We start from the raw sequence: 18,975 nt of genomic DNA, 5'->3' as shown, positions 1-18,975 counted from the left end.
TGACTGAAAAGTACAGTTTAAATGAGCAGCTAAGCCATGACAGTTGTGTAAAAAATGATTAGCATGCACAGCAATGAGATTCGATAAAACAATAAAGCCGAAGGAAAATATTATGTTGGCATATGATGCAGATTTAGAATTATTCCGTGATAATTTTAAACGTTTTATGAATGAGCATATTGCTCCACATTATGACCAATGGGAACGTGAAGGAATTATGCCACGTTCAGTTTGGTCTCAACTGGGCGAAAATGGTTTTTTATGTGTGGATGTCCCAGAAGAATATGGTGGTTATGGCGTCCCAACGTATTATTCATTAATGTTAGTTGAAGAATCGGCTCGTGCTGGATTTTGCGCATTATCAACTGCTATTTCTTGTCACTCTGAGATTGCGGCGCCTTATATTTTACATATTGGGACCGAAGAACAAAAACAATACTGGTTACCGAAAATGGTAACAGGTGAAGTAGTCGGAGCAATTGGTATGACAGAACCGGGTGCCGGTTCAGACTTACAGTCAATGCGTACCAGTGCCATTTTGCAAGATGACCATTATTTGCTAAATGGTTCTAAAACGTTTATTTCAAATGGACAACATGCTGATCTTGTAGTGCTTGCAGTAAAAACCGATCCGCAAGCGCGTGCGAAAGGTGTATCGTTATTATTGGTGGATACTCACCTAGAAGGTTTCAAAAAAGGAACTAACCTCGACAAAATCGGATTGCATTCTCAAGACACATCTGAGCTATTTTTTGACAATGTTAAGGTTCCTAAAAATCAGTTACTCGGACAAGCTGGACAAGGTTTTGCTTATTTAATGCAAGAATTACCGCGCGAACGTACGGCTATCGCATCGACAGCGGTCGGCGCTATTCGTGGTGCAATTGATTTGGCAACCGCTTATGTAAAAGAACGTCATGCATTTGGTCAACCTATTTCACAGTTCCAAAATACTCGTTTTGTTTTAGCGCAAGCAAAAATTGATGAGCTTGCGACAACAGCTTTCTATGAGCGAAATGTTGCTTTATATCAAGAAGGTAAACTTGATGTTGAGACGGCTGCCGCACTGAAAAGTTTTAGTACAGATATGCAAATGAAGGTTGCGGATAACCTATTACAACTGTTTGGTGGTTATGGTTATATGACTGAATATCCAATTTCACGCTTCTTTGTAGATGCCCGTATCCAACGTATTTACGGCGGTACAAATGAAATTATGAAAGAAATCGTAGCACGTGGATTAATCGGCAAAGCTTAATAATAGTTTCAAAAAAAGCCTACCTTTGAGTAGGCTTTTTTTATTATTTAGCTGTTTTCTGCGATGGTTCATCGAATAAAGATTTACAGCTTTCTAGATTTTGGCATGAAGCAAACATAAGCGCTTTAGGTAAGCTCGCATACAAATTGGTGATATGCTGTTCAGCAGGATTATTGAAATGCCAATAAGTAAATTGGTCTGAACGCTTATTTTCTAAGACTTTAAAGAAATCGTCTTTATTAATTCTTTGATTAAACTGGGTATGTGGCCCACCTTGTTCATGTGTACCGACTGTCGTCATTAGCATTGGGAACACGGTTTGCTTTTGACTTTGCCATTGTTCTAATTCTCGAAATAACATGCCTTGATCAAACCAGAGAGAAGGACTTGCAGCAAAGTAACGCTGGAATGCAGTAGGTTTTTGAAAAAAATGATAAAGCACAAACAACCCTCCAAAAGAATGCCCATAGAGACTTTGCTGTTGGCTATTAATTGGAAATTGTTTAGCGATTTCAGGCTTAAGCTCATTATTTAAAAAAGCAATAAACTGGTCAGCACCACCATATTTATATTTACCTTGTGCTTGAAACTCGGCAGAAGGTTTTGGGGTGTAATCATAAGCGCGTTTTTGCACATCAAAGGTTTTTTGCTGAGGATAGCCCACAGCTACAATAATGAGCGGATCTAAACCTAATTTTGCAGAACCTGCTCCAATCGACTGGGCAATATTTATTGCGCTTGGAAATGTTGCATTACCATCTAATATATAAAGTACAGGATAACCATGTTGGGGTGGGGCAACAGGTGGTTTATAAATTTGAATAAGGTATTCATGTCCAGTATTTTTAGATTTGATTTGGAACTGAGCCTGATTGTTGTGAAAATCGATTTTTGATTGATTTTTTACAGGGGCTTGAGCCAAAACGGAACTACTTATTAAAAAACCTAGAAAGAAATTACAAGATAAAAAGAAAAAAGATTTAAGCATGATAAAGTTAAGAAAATATTATAAGTCAAATAATAAATGAAAATCATTATCAAATAAAGTGGTCTTATACAAAGGTTCGAGCCGGATTAATGAAAAAAGCCCATACACCCATATTGCCTAACAAATCAAAGCCGACTATTGTTATACTCTCGTTTAAAAGATGATTTTGCTGAGGCTGCCTTCCAATGATCAACGATGATCAAAACAAAACGACTTCTCTTAGTTTAGAACAAATTCGCGAAGATATTGATAGCGTAGATCAACAGATTCAAGAGTTATTAAATCGCCGCGCAAGCCTTGCTGAAGCTGTTGCGAAAGCTAAATTTGCTTCTGAAGAGAATCCTTTGTTTTATCGTCCTGAACGTGAAGCACAAGTTTTACGTAAAGTTATGGAGCGCAATCAAGGGCCTTTATCTGACGTAACTATGGCCCGTTTGTTCCGTGAAATTATGTCTGCTTGCCTTGCTTTAGAAGCTCCGCAAAGTATTGCATTTTTAGGCCCAGAAGGTACTTTTACTCAATCTGCCGTACTTAAACATTTTGGTAAAGATGCGGTTGTTCGTCCGCTACCAACTATTGATGAAGTATTCCGTGAAGTAGAAGCGGGTAGTGCGCATTACGGTGTAGTTCCGGTTGAAAACTCATCTGAAGGTATCGTAAACCATACTTTAGATTGTTTTAAAACTTCGAATTTAAATGTGATTGGTGAAGTTGAATTGCGTATTCATCATCAATTCCTTGTTTCTGAAAATACACGTAAAGATAGTATTAAGCAGATTTATGCGCATCAGCAAACTTTGGCTCAATGTCGTCAGTGGTTAGACGCACATTATCCGGGTGTTGAGCGTGTTGCCTTAAACTCAAATGCAGAAGCTGCACGCCGTATTCGCAACGAATGGCACTCAGCAGCGATTGCGTCTGATATTGCAGCAGGCATGTATAACCTTGAAATCTTGCATAGCAATATTGAAGATAATCCGGAAAATACTACTCGTTTCTTAGTGATTGGCCGTGAAAAAATTCCACAAAGTGGCAATGACAAAACATCGTTATTAATTTCAGCGCATGACCGTGCAGGTGCTTTATTAGAAATTTTAGCGCCGTTTGCAAAACATAATATCAGCTTAACGAGCATTGAAACTCGCCCAGCACTACCTGAAAAATGGGCATATGTATTCTTTATTGACTTAGAAGGTCATATCGATCAGGAAAATGTGGCTGCGGCAATCAATGAGATTCGTCCAATGGTAAAAGAACTTCGTATTTTAGGTTCTTATCCTGCTGCCGTTCTTTAATCACTCATGTTGGAATAATGACATGTATCAAGATGGGCATGTCATTATGCTTAAAAAACAAATTGCTCAAAGGTTTAAATAACGTTGAGCAAAAGCAAAGTTGAAGTTATGTCACAACCCCTATTTAAAAAAGTTGCATTTATTGGTTTAGGACTCATTGGGTCGAGTTTGGCACGGGTTATTGTTGCCGAAAAGTTGGCGACAACTATAGTGGCATCTACACGCTCACAGAAAACTTTAGAAGATGCAAAATCACTTGGCTTAATACAAGAAGGGTTTTCCGATCCTGTTGAAGCCGTGAAAGGGGCAGATTTAGTTGTTTTAGCCTTGCCAGTGCGTGCCACTCAAAAAGTGCTTGAGCAAATTAAACCTTATTTGTCAGAAACCACAATTGTAACTGATGTGGGAAGTACAAAAGGTAATGTCGTAGATGCAGCAAAAGCTGTATTTGGTGAAGATTTACCAGCAGGGTTTGTTCCCGGGCATCCTATTGCGGGAAGTGAACACACGGGTGTTCACGCAGGTAAGGTCGATCTCTTTGCAAATCACAAAGTGATTTTGACGCCATTACCAACAAGTGCAGAATGGGCAGTTGAGAAATTGATTCAACTTTGGTCAGCTGCTAAAGCTGAAGTGATATGTATGGATGTCGCCAAACATGATGAGGTTTTGGCGCATACCAGTCATTTACCGCACTTAATGGCATTTAATCTGGTCGAGCAACTTGCAAACCGTGAAGATAACCTTGATATTTTCCGTTATGCAGCTGGTGGTTTCCGTGACTTTTCACGAATTGCTGCCAGTGATCCTCAAATGTGGCATGACATTTTCTTTGCCAATAAAACAGCTATATTAAATGCTGTAGATGGCTTCGAGAAACAACTTACCGTACTTAGAAAATTGATTGAAAACGAAGATTCTCATGCATTAATGGGTTTACTCGGCCATGCTCAGGCAGCACGTCAGCATTTCAATCATATGTTAGCCAAAAAACCTTTAATGGAGAAAAATAAGGTGACACAGCAATTCAGTATCTTACCGGGAAATAAGGCTTTTAAAGGTAAATTTACCGTACCGGGTGACAAATCTGTGTCACATCGCTCCATTATGTTTGGTGCTATTGCCGAAGGCACGACTCATGTAACTGGCTTCCTTGAAGGTGAAGATGCTTTAGCAACTTTACAAGCTTTCCGTGATATGGGTGTAAGCATTGAAGGCCCTAAAAATGGTGAAGTGACCATTCATGGCGTGGGTATGTATGGCTTAAAAGCACCAGCAAGTGCCTTATATATGGGTAACTCTGGAACAAGCATGCGTTTGCTTTCAGGTATGCTTTCTGCACAAAAGTTTGATTCTGTTATGACAGGTGATGCTTCGCTCTCTAAACGTCCAATGGAGCGTATTGCTAAACCATTACGTTTAATGGGTGCGCAAATCCAAACGACAGGTGAGAAAGGTACACCACCTGTAAGCATTACTGGTGGTCAGCAATTAAAAGGTATTCAATATGATTTACCTATGGCATCTGCTCAAGTGAAATCTGGTATTTTACTAGCTGGTTTATGGGCTGAAGGTGAAACTTCGGTAACTGAGCCGGAACCAACACGTGATCATACAGAGCGTATGCTTCGTGCATTTGGCTATGATGTTAAAACTGAAGGCAATAAAATTTCCCTTGTCGGCGGCGGTAAGTTAGTGGGTACTAATATTCAAGTACCATCTGATATTTCATCTGCTGCTTTCTTCATGGTGGGCGCTGCAATTACTGAAGGTGCAGACGTTGTACTTGAAGCTGTAGGTATTAATCCAACACGTACTGGCGTAATTGAAATTTTAAAACAGATGGGTGCTGACCTGACTGTTGAAAATGAGCGGATCGCTGGTGGAGAGCCTATTGCTGATATTCATATTAAAGGTTCACGTACCCTTAAAGGTATTCATATGCCTGAAGACCAAGTACCTTTAGCAATTGATGAATTCCCAGCCTTATTTATTGCAGCGGCTTGTGCCGAAGGCCAAACAGTATTAACAGGTGCAGCAGAGCTTCGCGTGAAAGAATCTGACCGTATTCAAGTTATGGCAGATGGTTTAAAAATCATGGGCATTGATTGCACACCTACTGAAGATGGCATCATTATCGAAGGTAAAGGCAAATCTGGTGATTGGTCACCAATCTTTGCTGGTGGTGAAATTGAATCACACCATGACCACCGTATTGCGATGAGTTTTAGTATGGCAGGTCTTCGTACTTCTGGTCCGATTACAATTCACGGTACTGAGACTGTTGCTACAAGTTTCCCAACTTTTACTGAGTTGGCGAATCGTGCAGGCTTAACGATAGAAGTTAGCCAATAACTTTTTACCTGACACATTTTATAATTGCTAACACAATAGCAACGGCAGCAGCGAGCTAAAGGCTTGGCTGCTGTTTGTTTATTGCTTATGCTAAGTGCAGATAATGATAAAAGTGTTAGGACAAAGGATGAAAAAATTACAATTTATTGCCAGTTGCCCACAACATGGGGTGCTTGATCATCCACCAAATGAATGCCATATCACTCAAGAATATGTAGCGGCTTTACTGTTTAAACAATTGGGGAATTATGGTTTTGATGCACAGCATATTGTGCATGAACATGAAAAGGTGGAAGTAAGTATTGATAATCACCTTTTACCATTGTCTATTACTTGCCAGCAAACAGACCATGATGGGCATTTAATGTGTGAAATCTCTGCCAATCCTGATGAAGAACAAGACTGGTTTGAGAAAATCGAAACACAAAGTATTATTCGTCAGCTTGCACAGGCTGTTGAAAATAGCTTGAAAGCCGATCATAGCTTTTCAGCATTTGAGTGGAAAAGCTAAACATATTATTGTTAAGACTTATTTGTGAAGTACGGCTTTTTAGAAAAGTCGTACAATTTCTTTAAATTAAATATAAAAATACAAAATCTTTCCCGAAATCGCTACCTATCTTTAATGCTTTGTGTATATTGAAATTATTAAGATATTTACATAATTAGAGTGTAGTTTTCATGACACAAGTTGATATTGCAGCATTATCTCCTCAAGTCGTTTGGCAGCATTTTCAAACACTTTGTACTATTCCTCGTCCGTCAAAGCATGAACAGCAACTTCGTGAGTTTTTACAAAACTGGGCCGAAAGTCGGAATTTAGAAACTTATGTAGATGAAGTAGGAAATTTGATTATCCGAAAGGATGCAACTGCCGGTAAAGAACATGTGTCTGGAGTTATTCTTCAGGGCCATTTAGATATGGTTACACAAGCCAATACTGGTACGGTACATGACTTTTTTAAAGACCCGATTCGTCCAGTTCTTGAGGATGGCTGGCTAATTGCCAAAGACACTACTTTAGGTGCTGATAATGGCATTGGGGTGGCTTTGGCATTAGCTGTTTTAGATTCAAATGATATTGCTCATGGCCCAATAGAAGTTCTTTTAACAGTCGATGAAGAAGCAGGGATGAGTGGTGCGCGGCTTTTAGAGACAGGTGTGCTAAAAGGAAAATGGCTATTTAATATTGATACAGAAGAGTGGGGTGAGTTGTATTTGGGGTGTGCTGGTAGTATTGATGTTGAGGTAGAGCAGCCGCTTAGTTATGAGCCAATCCCTGAAAATTTGAATATTGTTAATATTCAGGTGGCTGGTCTTAAAGGTGGCCACTCTGGCGTAGATATCCATTTAGGACGTGGCAATGCCAACGTTATTTTGGCTCGCTTTTTAAATCAACATTTAGCCTCACTGGGTGGGTATCTTGTTGAGTTTATAGGTGGTACAGCTCGTAATGCTTTACCGCGAGAAGCAGTGGCAACTATTGCAATTTCGCCTAATCAGTTATCAAGCTTAGAAAAGTTACTTGCTGAATATCAAACGACATGGAAAAAACAGCTAAAGGGTATTGATGACAACTTGCAATTAAGTATTCAATCCACTGGTGTTGAAGTGACCGAAGTGATTAATCAACAACAGCAAAATGAATGGTTGCAAGCTTTAGCAACAAGTCCTTATGGGGTTGCAAGTATGAGTCAGGTTCTACCAGATGTAATTGAAACCTCAAATAACATTGGGGTGGTGAGACTAAATCGAGAAGGTGGAAAAGCTGTCTTAATGGTTCGTTCAATGGTGAACCAAGAAGCTCAAGATTTTGCAGAAAAAATTCAGGCACATTTTAGCCAGTTTAATATCGGCTCTACACTTACGCCGTTAGTGTCGGGTTGGACACCAAATCCAGATTCGGCTGCTCTAAAGTGCTTACAACAAGCCTATCAAAATGCATTTAATATTGAGCCAAATCTAAAAGTAATTCATGCAGGCTTAGAATGTGGGATTATTGCTGAACATTACCCACATTTACAGATGGTTTCGTTTGGACCGGATATTCAAGGTGCACATGCACCGGGTGAACGAGTCAAAGTTGATACTGTAGAGAAATGCTGGAAGCTACTGGTAACCGCTTTGGCATCTGTAGAGTAATTTTTTAAGAGATAAGAAGCTCAATTATGAGCTTCTTAAACTTTTATATGGAAATGATATGTAGCTAATTTTTACTCGATTTTTAAAAGTTGTCCTGTTTCACTTAAAGTAAACTCATCAAAATCATTCGCTAAATAAAAATGACCTTTATAAAACTGGCGAACTTCTTCGGTAATAGCTTGCTGCCCAGTTTTATCCTGATGTCTAGGGCTAAAGTGTGTCAGAATTAAATTGTCTAGAGATTGCTGCTCAGCAAATTCAGCCACCATTTTTGCTGAGCTGTGCATTGGTCCTTTACCTACTTTATCTAAGACTGTTTGCAAATAAGTTGCTTCATGAATAAGTAATTGAGCATCCTTACAAGTATCGGCTAATAATTCTGGCCGATCATTATCACCACCTATAATTGCATGAATCTGCTGTTTTTGAATTTTGATAAAGTCTTGAGATTTTAAAATTCGCCCCTCAAACTCAACATCGTAGCCTCGTTTTAAATGCCCCCAAATATCGCCTTTAGGTACGCCAAGCTGAGTTAAAGCTTGAATATCTATCTTCTTCTGGGTGGATTTTATATAAATACTAAATGCAAAACTCGGAACACGATGACTTAGTGGATGTGCTTGAATAAAGAGTTCATCGGTGAGCTGCTGTGGCCGAGTTGCTTCATTAACATCAATAAATTTTATTGAATAAGGCAAATGTAAGTCTGTAAGTTGAGCAGTGATTTCAAACCATTGTTGAATTTCTTTGGGCGCAATCACGATTAATGGTTTTGTACGGGCATTCATGCCTGCACTTGCCAGTAAACCAACTAGGCCATAACAATGATCGCCGTGAACGTGTGTAATACAAATGGCAATTAAGTTTTGTAGTGAGAGTCTAGCTTGCTGAATACGATGCTGTGTACCCTCACCAGTATCAACTAAAATCCAGTCCTTATTTTTACTGTTACGAACAGCTAATCCTGAAACATTGCGTGAAAGCGTGGGTACACCTGATGATGTGCCTAAAAAGGTAAAATGAAGCATATTCTTGGAATTTTTTAGTCAAATGCGTAATTTTTATATTATAGACACTTATTAAAATTTTATAAAAATTATAGTAGATGGTAGTGACCGAGTAAAAAATATTTGGCGCGTTTTGGCTTAAGTTGGAATAATTTTCAATCAGGACATGGCTTGAAAATGATGGGCATACTCTCAAGTTATGCCCATCAAATACACTTTATTTCATGATAATAAAACGTGTAATGATTTGGCGAAGCTGTTTTAAATAACCTGTAAAGAAGTGGTTAGCGCCCGGCAAAATCGTAATTGGATGCTTTTGAGGTTTTGCCCACTCAATTGCATCTGAAAGTAAGGTGATGTCATCTTGCTCACCATGAATGAGTAGAATATCACCTTGAATTTCAGGTGTTTTATAGTGACGTAATCCCACAACAGTAGCTGTTGGTAAACCACATAAAATTAACTGTATTGGCTGTAATTCAGGGCTAAGCTGCGCATGACATTTTGCCAAAACATGTGAGCCAAAGCTAAAGCCACCTGCATAAAATGGCAAACCTGCATGAAGCTTACGAACATGCTCAATCACAGCTAAAATATCTTCAGTTTCTCCATGACCTTCATCATGAACACCTTCACTGCCGCCTAAACCACGGAAACTAGGACGGTAAACAATACAGCCATATTCATTAAAGATTTGGGTTAAAAGAGCAGGGACTTTATGTTGAGGGGTTCCACCTTGTAATGGGTGAGGGTGACAAACAACTGCAAAGCCTTTGATTTCACCTTCAGGACGGTCAACGAAAAGTTCAATTTTACCTACTGGACCCTGGATGAAAATTTGCTCAGACATAGAAGAACCGCTAAATAACAATACGTAAGTGCTATTTTACCGATAGTCGTCATTGAAAACACGAGTTAGCATTAAAAAATATCTACTGTTATAGTTGGCATTAATAATAATTTTTTTCAGGTTGTCTATGCTTGCTTTAATTTCTCCTGCAAAAACTTTAGATTATGAAACAGCGTTACCTACAGATGAGTTTACTCAGCCGCGCTTGTTAGAACACTCCGCACAATTAATTGATGTTTGCCGCAAACTTTCTGCTTCGGAAATTGCGAGTCTAATGAGTGTCAGTGAAAAAATTGCCACACTTAATGCTGATCGTTTTAGAGACTGGAAGCCAGAATTTGATTTTTCAAATGCTCGTCAGGCAATTTATGCATTTAAAGGGGATGTTTACACCGGTTTAGATGCTTATCATTTAAAAGACAAAGATATTGATTTTGCCCAGCAGCATTTACGTATGCTCTCTGGTTTATATGGTTTATTGCGTCCTTTAGATTTAATGATGCCTTATCGTTTAGAGATGGGTACTAAATTAAAAAATACGCGCGGTCACAATTTGTATGAATTTTGGGATGATATTATCACCAATCGGATTAATGAAGACTTGGCAGCAATTAAATCTGAATTGCTGGTAAATTTGGCTTCAGATGAATATTACAAATCTGTCAATGAAAAGAAAATTAAGGCTGAAATTGTGAAGCCTGTTTTCCTTGACCAGAAAAATGGCAAATATAAAGTCATTAGTTTCTATGCGAAAAAAGCACGTGGTTTAATGGCTCGTTTTATTATTGAAAACCAATTAAATAAAGCTGAAGACATCAAAGCTTTTAATACTGAAGGTTACTACTTTGATGCTGATAACTCATCGGCAAAAGAGTTGGTGTTTAAACGTGATGAGCAATAATCCTAAGCGTGGTTAATAAATGCTGATGCAGCTTTACTTATTAAAACTGGAACTTTTTTGGTTTGAACTGCATCAGCATTATCATTTTTCTGAACCGCAGAAAATTTTAAATGAACTTATTGCTGCTTATAGTGAAAAGCAGCGAGCCTACCACACCGTACAACATTTATATGAATGTTTGAGTTTAATTGAGACGATTCAGTCCGAATTAAATGATCCATATGCTGTTGCATTGGCTCTCTGGTTCCATGATGTAGTCTACGAACCTCAAGCGCTAGATAATGAACTTAAAAGTGCCGAGTTATTTGAGCAATTGATGGCTCAAGATTTACAGCTCGATACAATGCAGAAAATAAAGCGTTGGATTCTTGCGACTCAAAAGCATGCACCAACCGATGAAACAGATTTGCAATTTTTGTTAGATATCGATTTAGCTATTTTGGCAGCAACACCTGAACGTTTTATCCAGTATGAACAGCAAATTCAGCAGGAGTATTCTTGGGTTGATCCAGAAGTATATTCAATTAAGCGAAAAGAAGTTTTAATGAATTTTTATCAGTCTGAGCCGCTTTATCAAACTGCATATTTCCAAAAGAATTTTGAGTTAAACGCCAAGCAAAATTTAAAGAAAATATTGGAATAGCCTAAGCTAAATATAAAATTTAAATCTGTTGATTGAATAAAGTGATATAGATTTTTAATCTTTTTTGAAAAGTGAAAATGGTTACATGAGGGGAAAGAGGAACCACTGAAAAAAAAACAGTGATTCCTTAGAAATAAATTATTTAAAGAAATAACCTGTTTCTGGTGAACTTGCATTTGCCATGCGTTTGCGTGGCATACGCCCAGCTAAAAATGCTTCACGTCCTGCTTCAACAGCTTTCTTCATTGCAGAAGCCATCAAAATAGGATTTTGAGCCGCTGCAATCGCTGTGTTCATCAATACGCCATCACAACCAAGTTCCATCGCAATAGCAGCGTCACTTGCTGTACCAACACCTGCATCTACTAAAACCGGTACTTTGGCATTTTCTTTAATAATTGAAATGGTATGCGGGTTTAAAATACCTAGGCCTGAACCAATCAAACTACCTAAAGGCATAATTGCAACACAGCCCATACTTTCAAGTTCTTGAGCAATGATTGGGTCGTCAGAGGTATAGACCATAATCTCAAAACCATCATCAATCAAAGTGCGAGCGGCTTTTAAAGTCTCGGTTACATTTGGATATAAGGTTTTTTCATCACCCAACACTTCAAGTTTTACTAGGTTGTGACCATCCAGTAGCTCGCGCGCTAGCATACACGTGCGTACTGCGCTGTCAGCGTCAAAACAACCTGCAGTATTTGGCAAGATTGTATATTTTTCTGGTGGAATGACAGAAAGTAAATTCGGTTGATCTGGATTTTGTCCAATATTCACACGGCGGATTGCGACAGTTACGATTTCTGCACCACTAGCTTGAATGGCTAAATCCGTTTCATTTAAGTCTTTATATTTCCCTGTTCCTACCAATAAACGAGATTGAAAAGAACGTGAACCAATAATGAGAGGGGTGTCTTGCATGGATAACTCCGACTTAGCCGCCGCCAACAGCGTGAATAATTTCGATACGGTCATGTTGAGCAATCGTAATTTGCTCTAATTTGCTTTTAGGCACGATTTGCTGATTGTGTTCAACAGCAAAACGTTTTCCTTCAAGTGCCAGTTCCTGAATGAGTTGCAACAGGTTTTGGCTAGGCGTGTCCGTTAATTCGCCATTTAAATAAATTTGCATGATCACATTCCGATTATTTTGCGTATTTGAAAGCATTCCAAGCCAAGATTAGCCATCCAGCAATCATCAAAGCTCCACCTATTGGCGTAATCGCACCTAATATCCGCGGTAAACCCAATGCCATGATATAAAGCGAACCACAAAAGAACAGAATGCCAATCTGAATAAGCAAGAAAGATAACTTGATTGGGAAATGAGGAAGAACCTTGCTTAAAATACCAAGCGCTAACAATCCAAGCGCATGATAAAAAAAGTAGTCGGTTGCAGTCTGCCACCAAGCAAGTTGTTCAGGGCTCGCGTGAGCTTTAAGACCATGTGCTCCAAAAGCACCCAACATGACTGCGAAAGCAAGATTAAGGGCTGAAATGGCAATCCACATAACAAAAAACGCAACTGAATAATGAAAGGCAACGTTACCATAGAATAGGTTGGCTAAACATAGCCAGATAAAACAAAAGGGCTTATCGCCCTTTTATTTTTTTGATTTTCTTTAGCTTGCAGACATTGCGACTTTAATTTTTTCCATCGCATTCTTTTCAAGCTGACGAATACGTTCGGCAGAAACATTATATTCGGCAGCAAGCTCATGGAGGGTAGATTTATCGTCATCTAACCAACGGCGCTGCAAAATATTACGTGAACGGTCATCTAGCTGGTTCATTGCGTCATGCAAAGCAGATGTACTTTGTTCTTCCCAATCCTCATTTTCTACTAAACGAGCAGGGTCATAACGATTATCTTCAAGATATAACACTGGCGCAGTGTGCGGGGTGTCATCATCGTCATCGCCTTGAGCTTCAAAAGCAGCATCATATGCTGTTAAACGACCTTCCATTTCCAAAACTTGTTCTGGAGTAACATTTAAGTCGTTTGCAATAGATTGCGCTTCTTCTAATGTGAGCTTTTTACTCGATTTTTTTAAGCTGCGTAAATTGAAGAAAAGTTTACGCTGAGCTTTGGTTGTTGCAATTTTTACAATACGCCAGTTACGAATAACATATTCGTGAATTTCTGCCTTAATCCAGTGGACGGCAAAAGATACAAGACGTACGCCCATATTTGGGTCAAAACGTTTTACGGCTTTCATTAAGCCTAAGTTACCTTCTTGAATAAGGTCACCTTGAGGTAGGCCATAACCTGCATAGCTGCGCGCAATGTGAACGACGAAGCGTAAATGCGACATTACCAGCATTTTTGCGGCATCAAGATCTTGGTCATAATAATAACGCTCAGCAAGCTCTTTTTCTTGCTCAGCCGTTAAAATAGGAATCTGATTGACAGTACTGATATATGCACCAAGGTTTACACCGGGCGCAGACAATGACAGGGGCATCAATTGATTGCTGCTGTCACTCATGAGTTCTCCTTATAGGATAGGATGGATTAACCAATAAGTTCATCTTAATTTGAATCGGCTTCATAATTAAGGAAAATTGGGTATAGAAATGTAAAATTTTATGCAGTTTCTAATCTTTTAGTTTAGCAAAGAATTATTGAGTTTCAATTAAATAGTGAAATTCTCTTTCTGAAATCTGCATGGTTTGACACGTAAAATGATGTAATTGGCAATAACGTGTTACATCAATTTCACTATGCGGGTCAGATGATTTTAATAAGAATAGTTGTTTTCCCGATAATTTTTTAAGTTCACGTTTCAACATTAATAATGGCATTGGACAAGGTTGGCCAAGGGCATTAATTTCAATAGGCGTCGTAGCGGAAGAAGTAGTGCTCATTCATCATCAAAACAACTAAAAAAATTATTTTAACAAATTTTTGTAAACACTACATAACTTTATATAAAGAACAACTAATCAATACTGATAAAAATAATTGTAATAAGCTGTTTAAAAAAACAGCTAAAAATAGGGGAAATAAATGAAAAAAATTCTATTAATTGTCATAAACCCGTGTTAAGCTCGAACCGTTTTAGGAATTACCACACAGTTAAATTGTTTTAATAACCCTATAACAAATGGATGTAACCGGAAATTGTTGATAGTTTTACAGAATGATTACAAGCTTTAAGATTATAAAAATTTTAAAACCTTGTTTGCTCTGCTGTTTGCAACACCGGAAGGTCCTTTTTTCATCATCTGAGGATTGACTTATGACAGCTCGTGAACAAGGCGTAGTAAAGTGGTTTAATGACACTAAAGGCTTTGGTTTTATTCAACGTAACGGCGGCGACGATGTATTCGTTCACTTCCGTGCAATCGTAGGTGACGGTCACCGTTCTCTACGTGACGGTCAACGTGTAGAATTTAGCGTTGTACAAGGTCAAAAAGGTTTTCAAGCTGAAAACGTTCAGCCTTTAGACTAATTCATCTTTTTGATGAATCATGGACGCTCCAATTTTTGAATTGGGGCGTTTTTGTTTATAATGATCTTCTCATTCGAGAGATTGTTTGTTAGAGCGCGTATTTATGACATCTGGTTTTGAAACCTTGAATTTACATCCGCAACTTAAAAAGGCGATTGATGCTTTAGGGTTTACTCAAATGACCCCAATTCAGCAAAAGGTTTTAAAATATACATTAGCCGGGCATGATGCAATTGGGCGAGCACAGACAGGAACAGGTAAGACTGCTGCCTTTCTGATTAGTGTAATTAATGATTTGCTCAATAATCCGGTTCAGGAGCAACGCTTCCGTGGTGAGCCTCGTGCTTTAATCTTAGCACCTACTCGTGAGTTGGCATTGCAGATTGAAAGTGATGCAAAATCTCTCACAAAATTTTCTAATTTACACCTAGTGACCCTATTAGGTGGCGTTGATTTCGATAAGCAGAAGAAGCAACTTGATGCTAATTTTGTCGATATCATGGTTGCCACACCAGGGCGTTTAATTGATTTTGTAGAACAAAAAGAAGTTTGGCTCGATCAAATTGAATTTTTAGTGATTGATGAAGCTGACCGTTTATTGGATATGGGCTTTATTCCTTCCGTAAAACGTATTGTGCGTTATTCACCACGTAAGGAACAACGACAAACCTTAATGTTCTCTGCAACATTTAGTTATGATGTCTTGAACTTGGCAAGACAATGGTTATTTGAACCAGTAACTGTTGAAATTGAACCTGAACAAAAGACCAATAATGATGTCGAACAACGTGTTTACGTTGTGGCTAAACAGGATAAATATCGTCTTTTACAAGATATTTTACGTGAAGAGCCAATTGATAAAGTTATGATCTTTGCCAATCGCCGTGATCAGGTACGTCGTCTTTACGACCATTTGAAAAAAGATGGATACAAAGTGGGGATGCTATCTGGTGAAATTGCTCAAGATAAACGTTTAAAAATGTTGGAGCAGTTTAAGCAAGGCAAGCATAACATCATGATCGCAACCGATGTTGCTGGTCGTGGTATTCATGTAGACGGTGTATCACATGTAGTGAATTTTACATTGCCTGAGCAGTCTGATGATTATGTCCATCGTATTGGTCGTACAGGTCGTGCAGGGGCACAAGGGGTAAGTATTAGTTTCTTATCTGAAGATGATGCTTTCTATTTACCCGAAATTGAAAAAGCAATTGGTAAGAAATTGCCTCTAACCCGACTAGATGGTTATTGCTAATAAAAAAATCCCAATCAAATGATTGGGATTTTTTTTGATTAATTTATTTTACAATAGAAGGTAAGCGTTGTTTGATAATCATCATCTTTTGCTAAAGATGCATTTTTACCAGTTAAAGTACCGATGACACCCGCAGCAGCTTCTACCATTTGACCAGTCTTTTCACTTACCACATCTTTTAAAACCCCGTGATAAGACGTTTTTTCATCAACAATAACTGGTGTTGTGCTCTTAGAGCATGTTTTTTGTGCCGCAGTAACCGCATTATTCTTTGCAATTAAATTGGTTTTGCCAATTCCAGTCACTTCAAACTGATTATTTTCTTTTTGAATTGCTAAAGTGTTTTTAGGCGTGGTTGCACAAGCACCTAGTAATAAAACAACACCGCTCATTGCGGTCGCTAAAATTATTTTTTTCATAATGCACCTAAGTTAATCACCAAAAGATAGGGTTATTTGAACATAAGTTTTCTAATTGATTTTGAAGACGTTGTATGAGTTTTGATGTTTTGTATTAAAAAATGTCAAACTATGAATTCGCTAAGTTTATAAGCTAGATTCAATGGTGGATTAACGGTAGATTATGCTAATCTATTTCGAATTTTTGAGTTAGATTAATATTAATGACGGATTCAGCAATACAAATAATTCACCAAAATATTCATCAGCGTCAGTCTATTGGTCAATTAGTTGAGCCAGCCCCAAATACAGATCAGTTAGAGTTGGCTTTTCAGGCAGCTTTAACAGCTCCAGATCATCATAGACTTAAGCCAACGCGTTTTGTAATTGTGTCAGGTGACCAACGTGCTGCTTTTGGTGAAGTTCTGGCAAAAGCATTGGTCGATTTGGGTGAGTCTGATCCTGCACAGCTTGAACGAGTGAAGCAACATCCTTTTCGAGCTCCGCTACTTATTTTAGCTCTTACGCAATTACAAGATCATCCGAAAGTTCCACACTTCGAACAAATTTTGAGTACAGGCGCAGCAGTACAAAATCTTTTGTTATCTTTACAAGCTCAAGGGTTCGCGACCATGTGGCGTAGTGGTGCCGTTGTCGAATCAAACTGGTTAAAACAGCATTTAGGTCTGCAACCGCATGATTTGATTTCAGGTATTATTTATGTCGGCACAGCAGCTAAAGCAATTGCACCGCGTGCAGATATTGATAGTAAAGAATTCGTAAAAGTTTGGCAGGCTTAAACGTCTGTAAAAGTAAGAAATAGGATAATAAAGCATGGCTGAATTTAAGTTTACAGATTTGGTGGAACCTGTTGCGGTCGATAAAAAAACGGCATTACGTATTACCGTTTTAGGGGGCGGTAGCTTTGGTACAGCTATGGCAAATTTAGCTGCTCGTAATGGCTGCGATACCATGATCTGGATTCGTGATGCCGAAACAGCAGAAGAAATTAATAAAACCCATATTAATAAACGTTATTTACCAGACTTCACTTTAGAATCTTCATTACGTGCAGTTTCTGATCTTGAGCAAGCGGTATGTGATCGAGATATTATTTTAGTTGCAATTCCAAGCCACTCATTCCGTGATGTTTTAAAACAAATAGCGCCTTATATTACTGCACAAGCTGTGGTGTCTTTAACCAAAGGTGTTGAAGCTAAAACATTTAGCTTCATGAGCGATATTATTCGTGAAGAATTACCAGAAGTGCCGTATGGCGTATTGTCAGGACCAAATCTCGCTAAAGAAATTATGGCAGGTATGCCTTCTGGTACTGTAATTGCAAGTGATTCTGAACTCGTCCGTTATGCCGTACAACATGCACTTCATAGTGCGTTATTCCGCGTTTTTGGTAGCGATGATGTGCATGGAGTTGAGTTAGGCGGTGCGCTTAAGAATATTTATGCCGTTGCTATGGGAATTGGAGCAGCATATAAAATTGGTGAAAATACCAAGAGTATGATTTTAACGCGTGCTTTGGCTGAAATGAGCCGTTTCGCGGTAAAACAAGGTGCAAACCCACTTACGTTCTTAGGTTTATCTGGAGTAGGTGATTTATTTGCGACTTGTAATAGTCCATTAAGCCGTAATTATCAAATTGGTTATGCGCTAGGTTCTGGTAAAACGCTTGAACAAGCGAGTAAAGAATTGGGACAAACTGCAGAAGGTATTAACACGATTGTTCAGGTGCGTGGCAAGGCGCAAGAACTAGACGTATATATGCCAATTACCAATGCTTTATATGAGGTCATTTTTGAAGGCGCTCCACCATTAAATATTGCACTTTCTCTTATGAAAAATGGACACCGTAGTGATGTTGAGTTTGTTTTACCTCATCATGAAGTCTGACGAATAAATGTCATAAATTGTGGTTATAATGCAGGAATTGTTTACAAGGAAATTTTATGCAACTGACATTAGTTCGTCATGGGGAAGCTGCTCCACCAGTAAATGGTAATGATATTAAACGTCCCCTTACTGCGCGTGGACATGCACAAGCCGAGCAAACGGCAACGTTTTTAAAAGATATTGTAAAACCAGATATTTTTGTTGTTAGTCCTTTGCTGCGTGCTCAGGAAACGTTGGCGCATATCCAGACCTATTTTAAAGATGTGCCAGTACTGTTATGCGACAAAATTAAGCCTGACGATGATGCAAAAGAAGCGATTGAATGGCTATCCCAAATTCCTTATGAGTCGATTGTGGTTGTTTGCCATATGAATGTGGTAGGGCATATTGCAGAGTTACTGACTCATGAAAATTTCAATCCATTTGCACTTGCTGAAGCAAGAATTTATGATCAAGCTGTTATTGCAAATGGTTTATCAACACAAAAAAATAGTTTTATACCCACAATATAATTAAA

The 18,975-nt window shown here is 38.5% G+C and carries 21 protein-coding genes; 12 read left to right on the top strand and 9 right to left on the bottom strand.

The genetic code is table 11. The features are described 5' to 3' along the window. Positions 1-112: 112 nt before the first annotated feature. A complete protein-coding gene (locus EG365_RS01645) occupies positions 113-1,258 on the top strand; it encodes an acyl-CoA dehydrogenase family protein (RefSeq protein WP_000881868.1) in 1,146 nt (381 codons plus the stop codon). A 43-nt stretch (positions 1,259-1,301) separates the two neighbouring features. Here EG365_RS01645 and EG365_RS01640 read toward each other — a convergent pair whose 3' ends face one another. Then, positions 1,302-2,246: an alpha/beta hydrolase gene (locus EG365_RS01640; RefSeq protein ID WP_000920189.1), complete on the bottom strand. Its 945-nt coding sequence runs from the start codon at positions 2,244-2,246 to the stop codon at positions 1,302-1,304. A 185-nt stretch (positions 2,247-2,431) separates the two neighbouring features. Between EG365_RS01640 and pheA the strand changes: the two genes are divergently transcribed. The 4 genes from pheA to EG365_RS01620 all read left to right on the top strand — a co-directional run bounded on the left by pheA (position 2,432) and on the right by EG365_RS01620 (position 8,038). Further along, positions 2,432-3,541, top strand: coding sequence for a prephenate dehydratase (gene pheA, locus EG365_RS01635; protein WP_000606364.1), 1,110 nt, complete (start codon positions 2,432-2,434; stop codon positions 3,539-3,541). 108 nt (positions 3,542-3,649) lie between these two features. Then, positions 3,650-5,896, top strand: coding sequence for a bifunctional prephenate dehydrogenase/3-phosphoshikimate 1-carboxyvinyltransferase (locus EG365_RS01630; protein WP_000082057.1), 2,247 nt, complete (start codon positions 3,650-3,652; stop codon positions 5,894-5,896). A gap of 127 nt (positions 5,897-6,023) precedes the next feature. Next, positions 6,024-6,407 (top strand): hypothetical protein, encoded by a 384-nt coding sequence (locus EG365_RS01625; protein WP_000735997.1) that lies wholly within the window; start codon positions 6,024-6,026, stop codon positions 6,405-6,407. A 170-nt stretch (positions 6,408-6,577) separates the two neighbouring features. Continuing rightward, positions 6,578-8,038 (top strand): aminoacyl-histidine dipeptidase, encoded by a 1,461-nt coding sequence (locus EG365_RS01620; protein WP_000195372.1) that lies wholly within the window; start codon positions 6,578-6,580, stop codon positions 8,036-8,038. Between the two features lie 71 nt (positions 8,039-8,109). On the opposite strand, the gene EG365_RS01615 is transcribed toward EG365_RS01620, so the two are convergent. Continuing rightward, positions 8,110-9,066 carry a ribonuclease Z gene (locus tag EG365_RS01615; RefSeq protein ID WP_000902243.1) on the bottom strand — a complete coding sequence of 319 codons (957 nt, stop codon included), beginning with the start codon at positions 9,064-9,066 and terminating at the stop codon, positions 8,110-8,112. Between the two features lie 196 nt (positions 9,067-9,262). Continuing rightward, entirely contained in the window at positions 9,263-9,895 is a 633-nt protein-coding gene (locus tag EG365_RS01610) for an alpha/beta hydrolase (RefSeq protein WP_000003114.1), read from the bottom strand. A gap of 127 nt (positions 9,896-10,022) precedes the next feature. On the opposite strand from EG365_RS01610, the gene yaaA reads away from it, so the two are divergent. Together yaaA and EG365_RS01600 are read left to right on the top strand one after the other, a co-directional pair. After that, complete coding sequence (gene yaaA, locus EG365_RS01605) at positions 10,023-10,796, top strand: peroxide stress protein YaaA (protein WP_000880404.1); 774 nt, start codon at positions 10,023-10,025, stop codon at positions 10,794-10,796. Between the two features lie 19 nt (positions 10,797-10,815). Then, complete coding sequence (locus EG365_RS01600) at positions 10,816-11,439, top strand: metal-dependent hydrolase (RefSeq protein ID WP_000928993.1); 624 nt, start codon at positions 10,816-10,818, stop codon at positions 11,437-11,439. Between the two features lie 138 nt (positions 11,440-11,577). Here EG365_RS01600 and EG365_RS01595 read toward each other — a convergent pair whose 3' ends face one another. From EG365_RS01595 to EG365_RS01575, 5 genes are all read right to left on the bottom strand, one after another. Continuing rightward, positions 11,578-12,363: a thiazole synthase gene (locus EG365_RS01595; RefSeq protein ID WP_001154366.1), complete on the bottom strand. Its 786-nt coding sequence runs from the start codon at positions 12,361-12,363 to the stop codon at positions 11,578-11,580. Between the two features lie 13 nt (positions 12,364-12,376). Then, positions 12,377-12,574 carry a sulfur carrier protein ThiS gene (thiS, locus tag EG365_RS01590; RefSeq protein WP_001167820.1) on the bottom strand — a complete coding sequence of 66 codons (198 nt, stop codon included), beginning with the start codon at positions 12,572-12,574 and terminating at the stop codon, positions 12,377-12,379. 13 nt (positions 12,575-12,587) lie between these two features. Beyond that, positions 12,588-12,953, bottom strand: coding sequence for a DUF423 domain-containing protein (locus EG365_RS01585; RefSeq protein WP_000264715.1), 366 nt, complete (start codon positions 12,951-12,953; stop codon positions 12,588-12,590). A 111-nt stretch (positions 12,954-13,064) separates the two neighbouring features. After that, a complete protein-coding gene (rpoH, locus tag EG365_RS01580; protein WP_001285359.1) occupies positions 13,065-13,931 on the bottom strand; it encodes an RNA polymerase sigma factor RpoH in 867 nt (288 codons plus the stop codon). A gap of 133 nt (positions 13,932-14,064) precedes the next feature. Continuing rightward, a complete protein-coding gene (locus EG365_RS01575; protein WP_000108398.1) occupies positions 14,065-14,310 on the bottom strand; it encodes a sulfurtransferase TusA family protein in 246 nt (81 codons plus the stop codon). A gap of 374 nt (positions 14,311-14,684) precedes the next feature. Between EG365_RS01575 and EG365_RS01570 the strand changes: the two genes are divergently transcribed. Both EG365_RS01570 and rhlB read left to right on the top strand, forming a co-directional pair. Continuing rightward, a complete protein-coding gene (locus tag EG365_RS01570) occupies positions 14,685-14,897 on the top strand; it encodes a cold-shock protein (protein WP_000126912.1) in 213 nt (70 codons plus the stop codon). Between the two features lie 103 nt (positions 14,898-15,000). Then, positions 15,001-16,152 carry an ATP-dependent RNA helicase RhlB gene (gene rhlB / locus EG365_RS01565; protein WP_000200418.1) on the top strand — a complete coding sequence of 384 codons (1,152 nt, stop codon included), beginning with the start codon at positions 15,001-15,003 and terminating at the stop codon, positions 16,150-16,152. Positions 16,153-16,190: 38 nt separating this feature from the next. Here the strand turns inward: rhlB and EG365_RS01560 are convergent, their stop codons facing one another. After that, entirely contained in the window at positions 16,191-16,571 is a 381-nt protein-coding gene (locus EG365_RS01560; RefSeq protein ID WP_000720499.1) for a hypothetical protein, read from the bottom strand. 203 nt (positions 16,572-16,774) lie between these two features. On the opposite strand from EG365_RS01560, the gene EG365_RS01555 reads away from it, so the two are divergent. From EG365_RS01555 to EG365_RS01545, 3 genes are read left to right on the top strand one after another with little or no spacing between them, the layout of a single operon-like run. Further along, entirely contained in the window at positions 16,775-17,350 is a 576-nt protein-coding gene (locus EG365_RS01555; RefSeq protein WP_000132179.1) for a nitroreductase, read from the top strand. A 34-nt stretch (positions 17,351-17,384) separates the two neighbouring features. Then, a complete protein-coding gene (locus EG365_RS01550) occupies positions 17,385-18,458 on the top strand; it encodes an NAD(P)H-dependent glycerol-3-phosphate dehydrogenase (protein ID WP_000807316.1) in 1,074 nt (357 codons plus the stop codon). A 56-nt stretch (positions 18,459-18,514) separates the two neighbouring features. Then, positions 18,515-18,970, top strand: coding sequence for a SixA phosphatase family protein (locus EG365_RS01545; RefSeq protein ID WP_001177595.1), 456 nt, complete (start codon positions 18,515-18,517; stop codon positions 18,968-18,970). Positions 18,971-18,975 lie beyond the last annotated feature (5 nt).

The sequence above is a fragment of the Acinetobacter sp. FDAARGOS_494 genome (assembly GCF_003812225.1).
In the GTDB taxonomy this organism is placed as follows: Bacteria; Pseudomonadota; Gammaproteobacteria; order Pseudomonadales; family Moraxellaceae; genus Acinetobacter; species Acinetobacter baumannii.
Note: the sequence above shows the minus strand (reverse complement) of the source record. Positions and strands in the feature narration are given on the sequence as shown.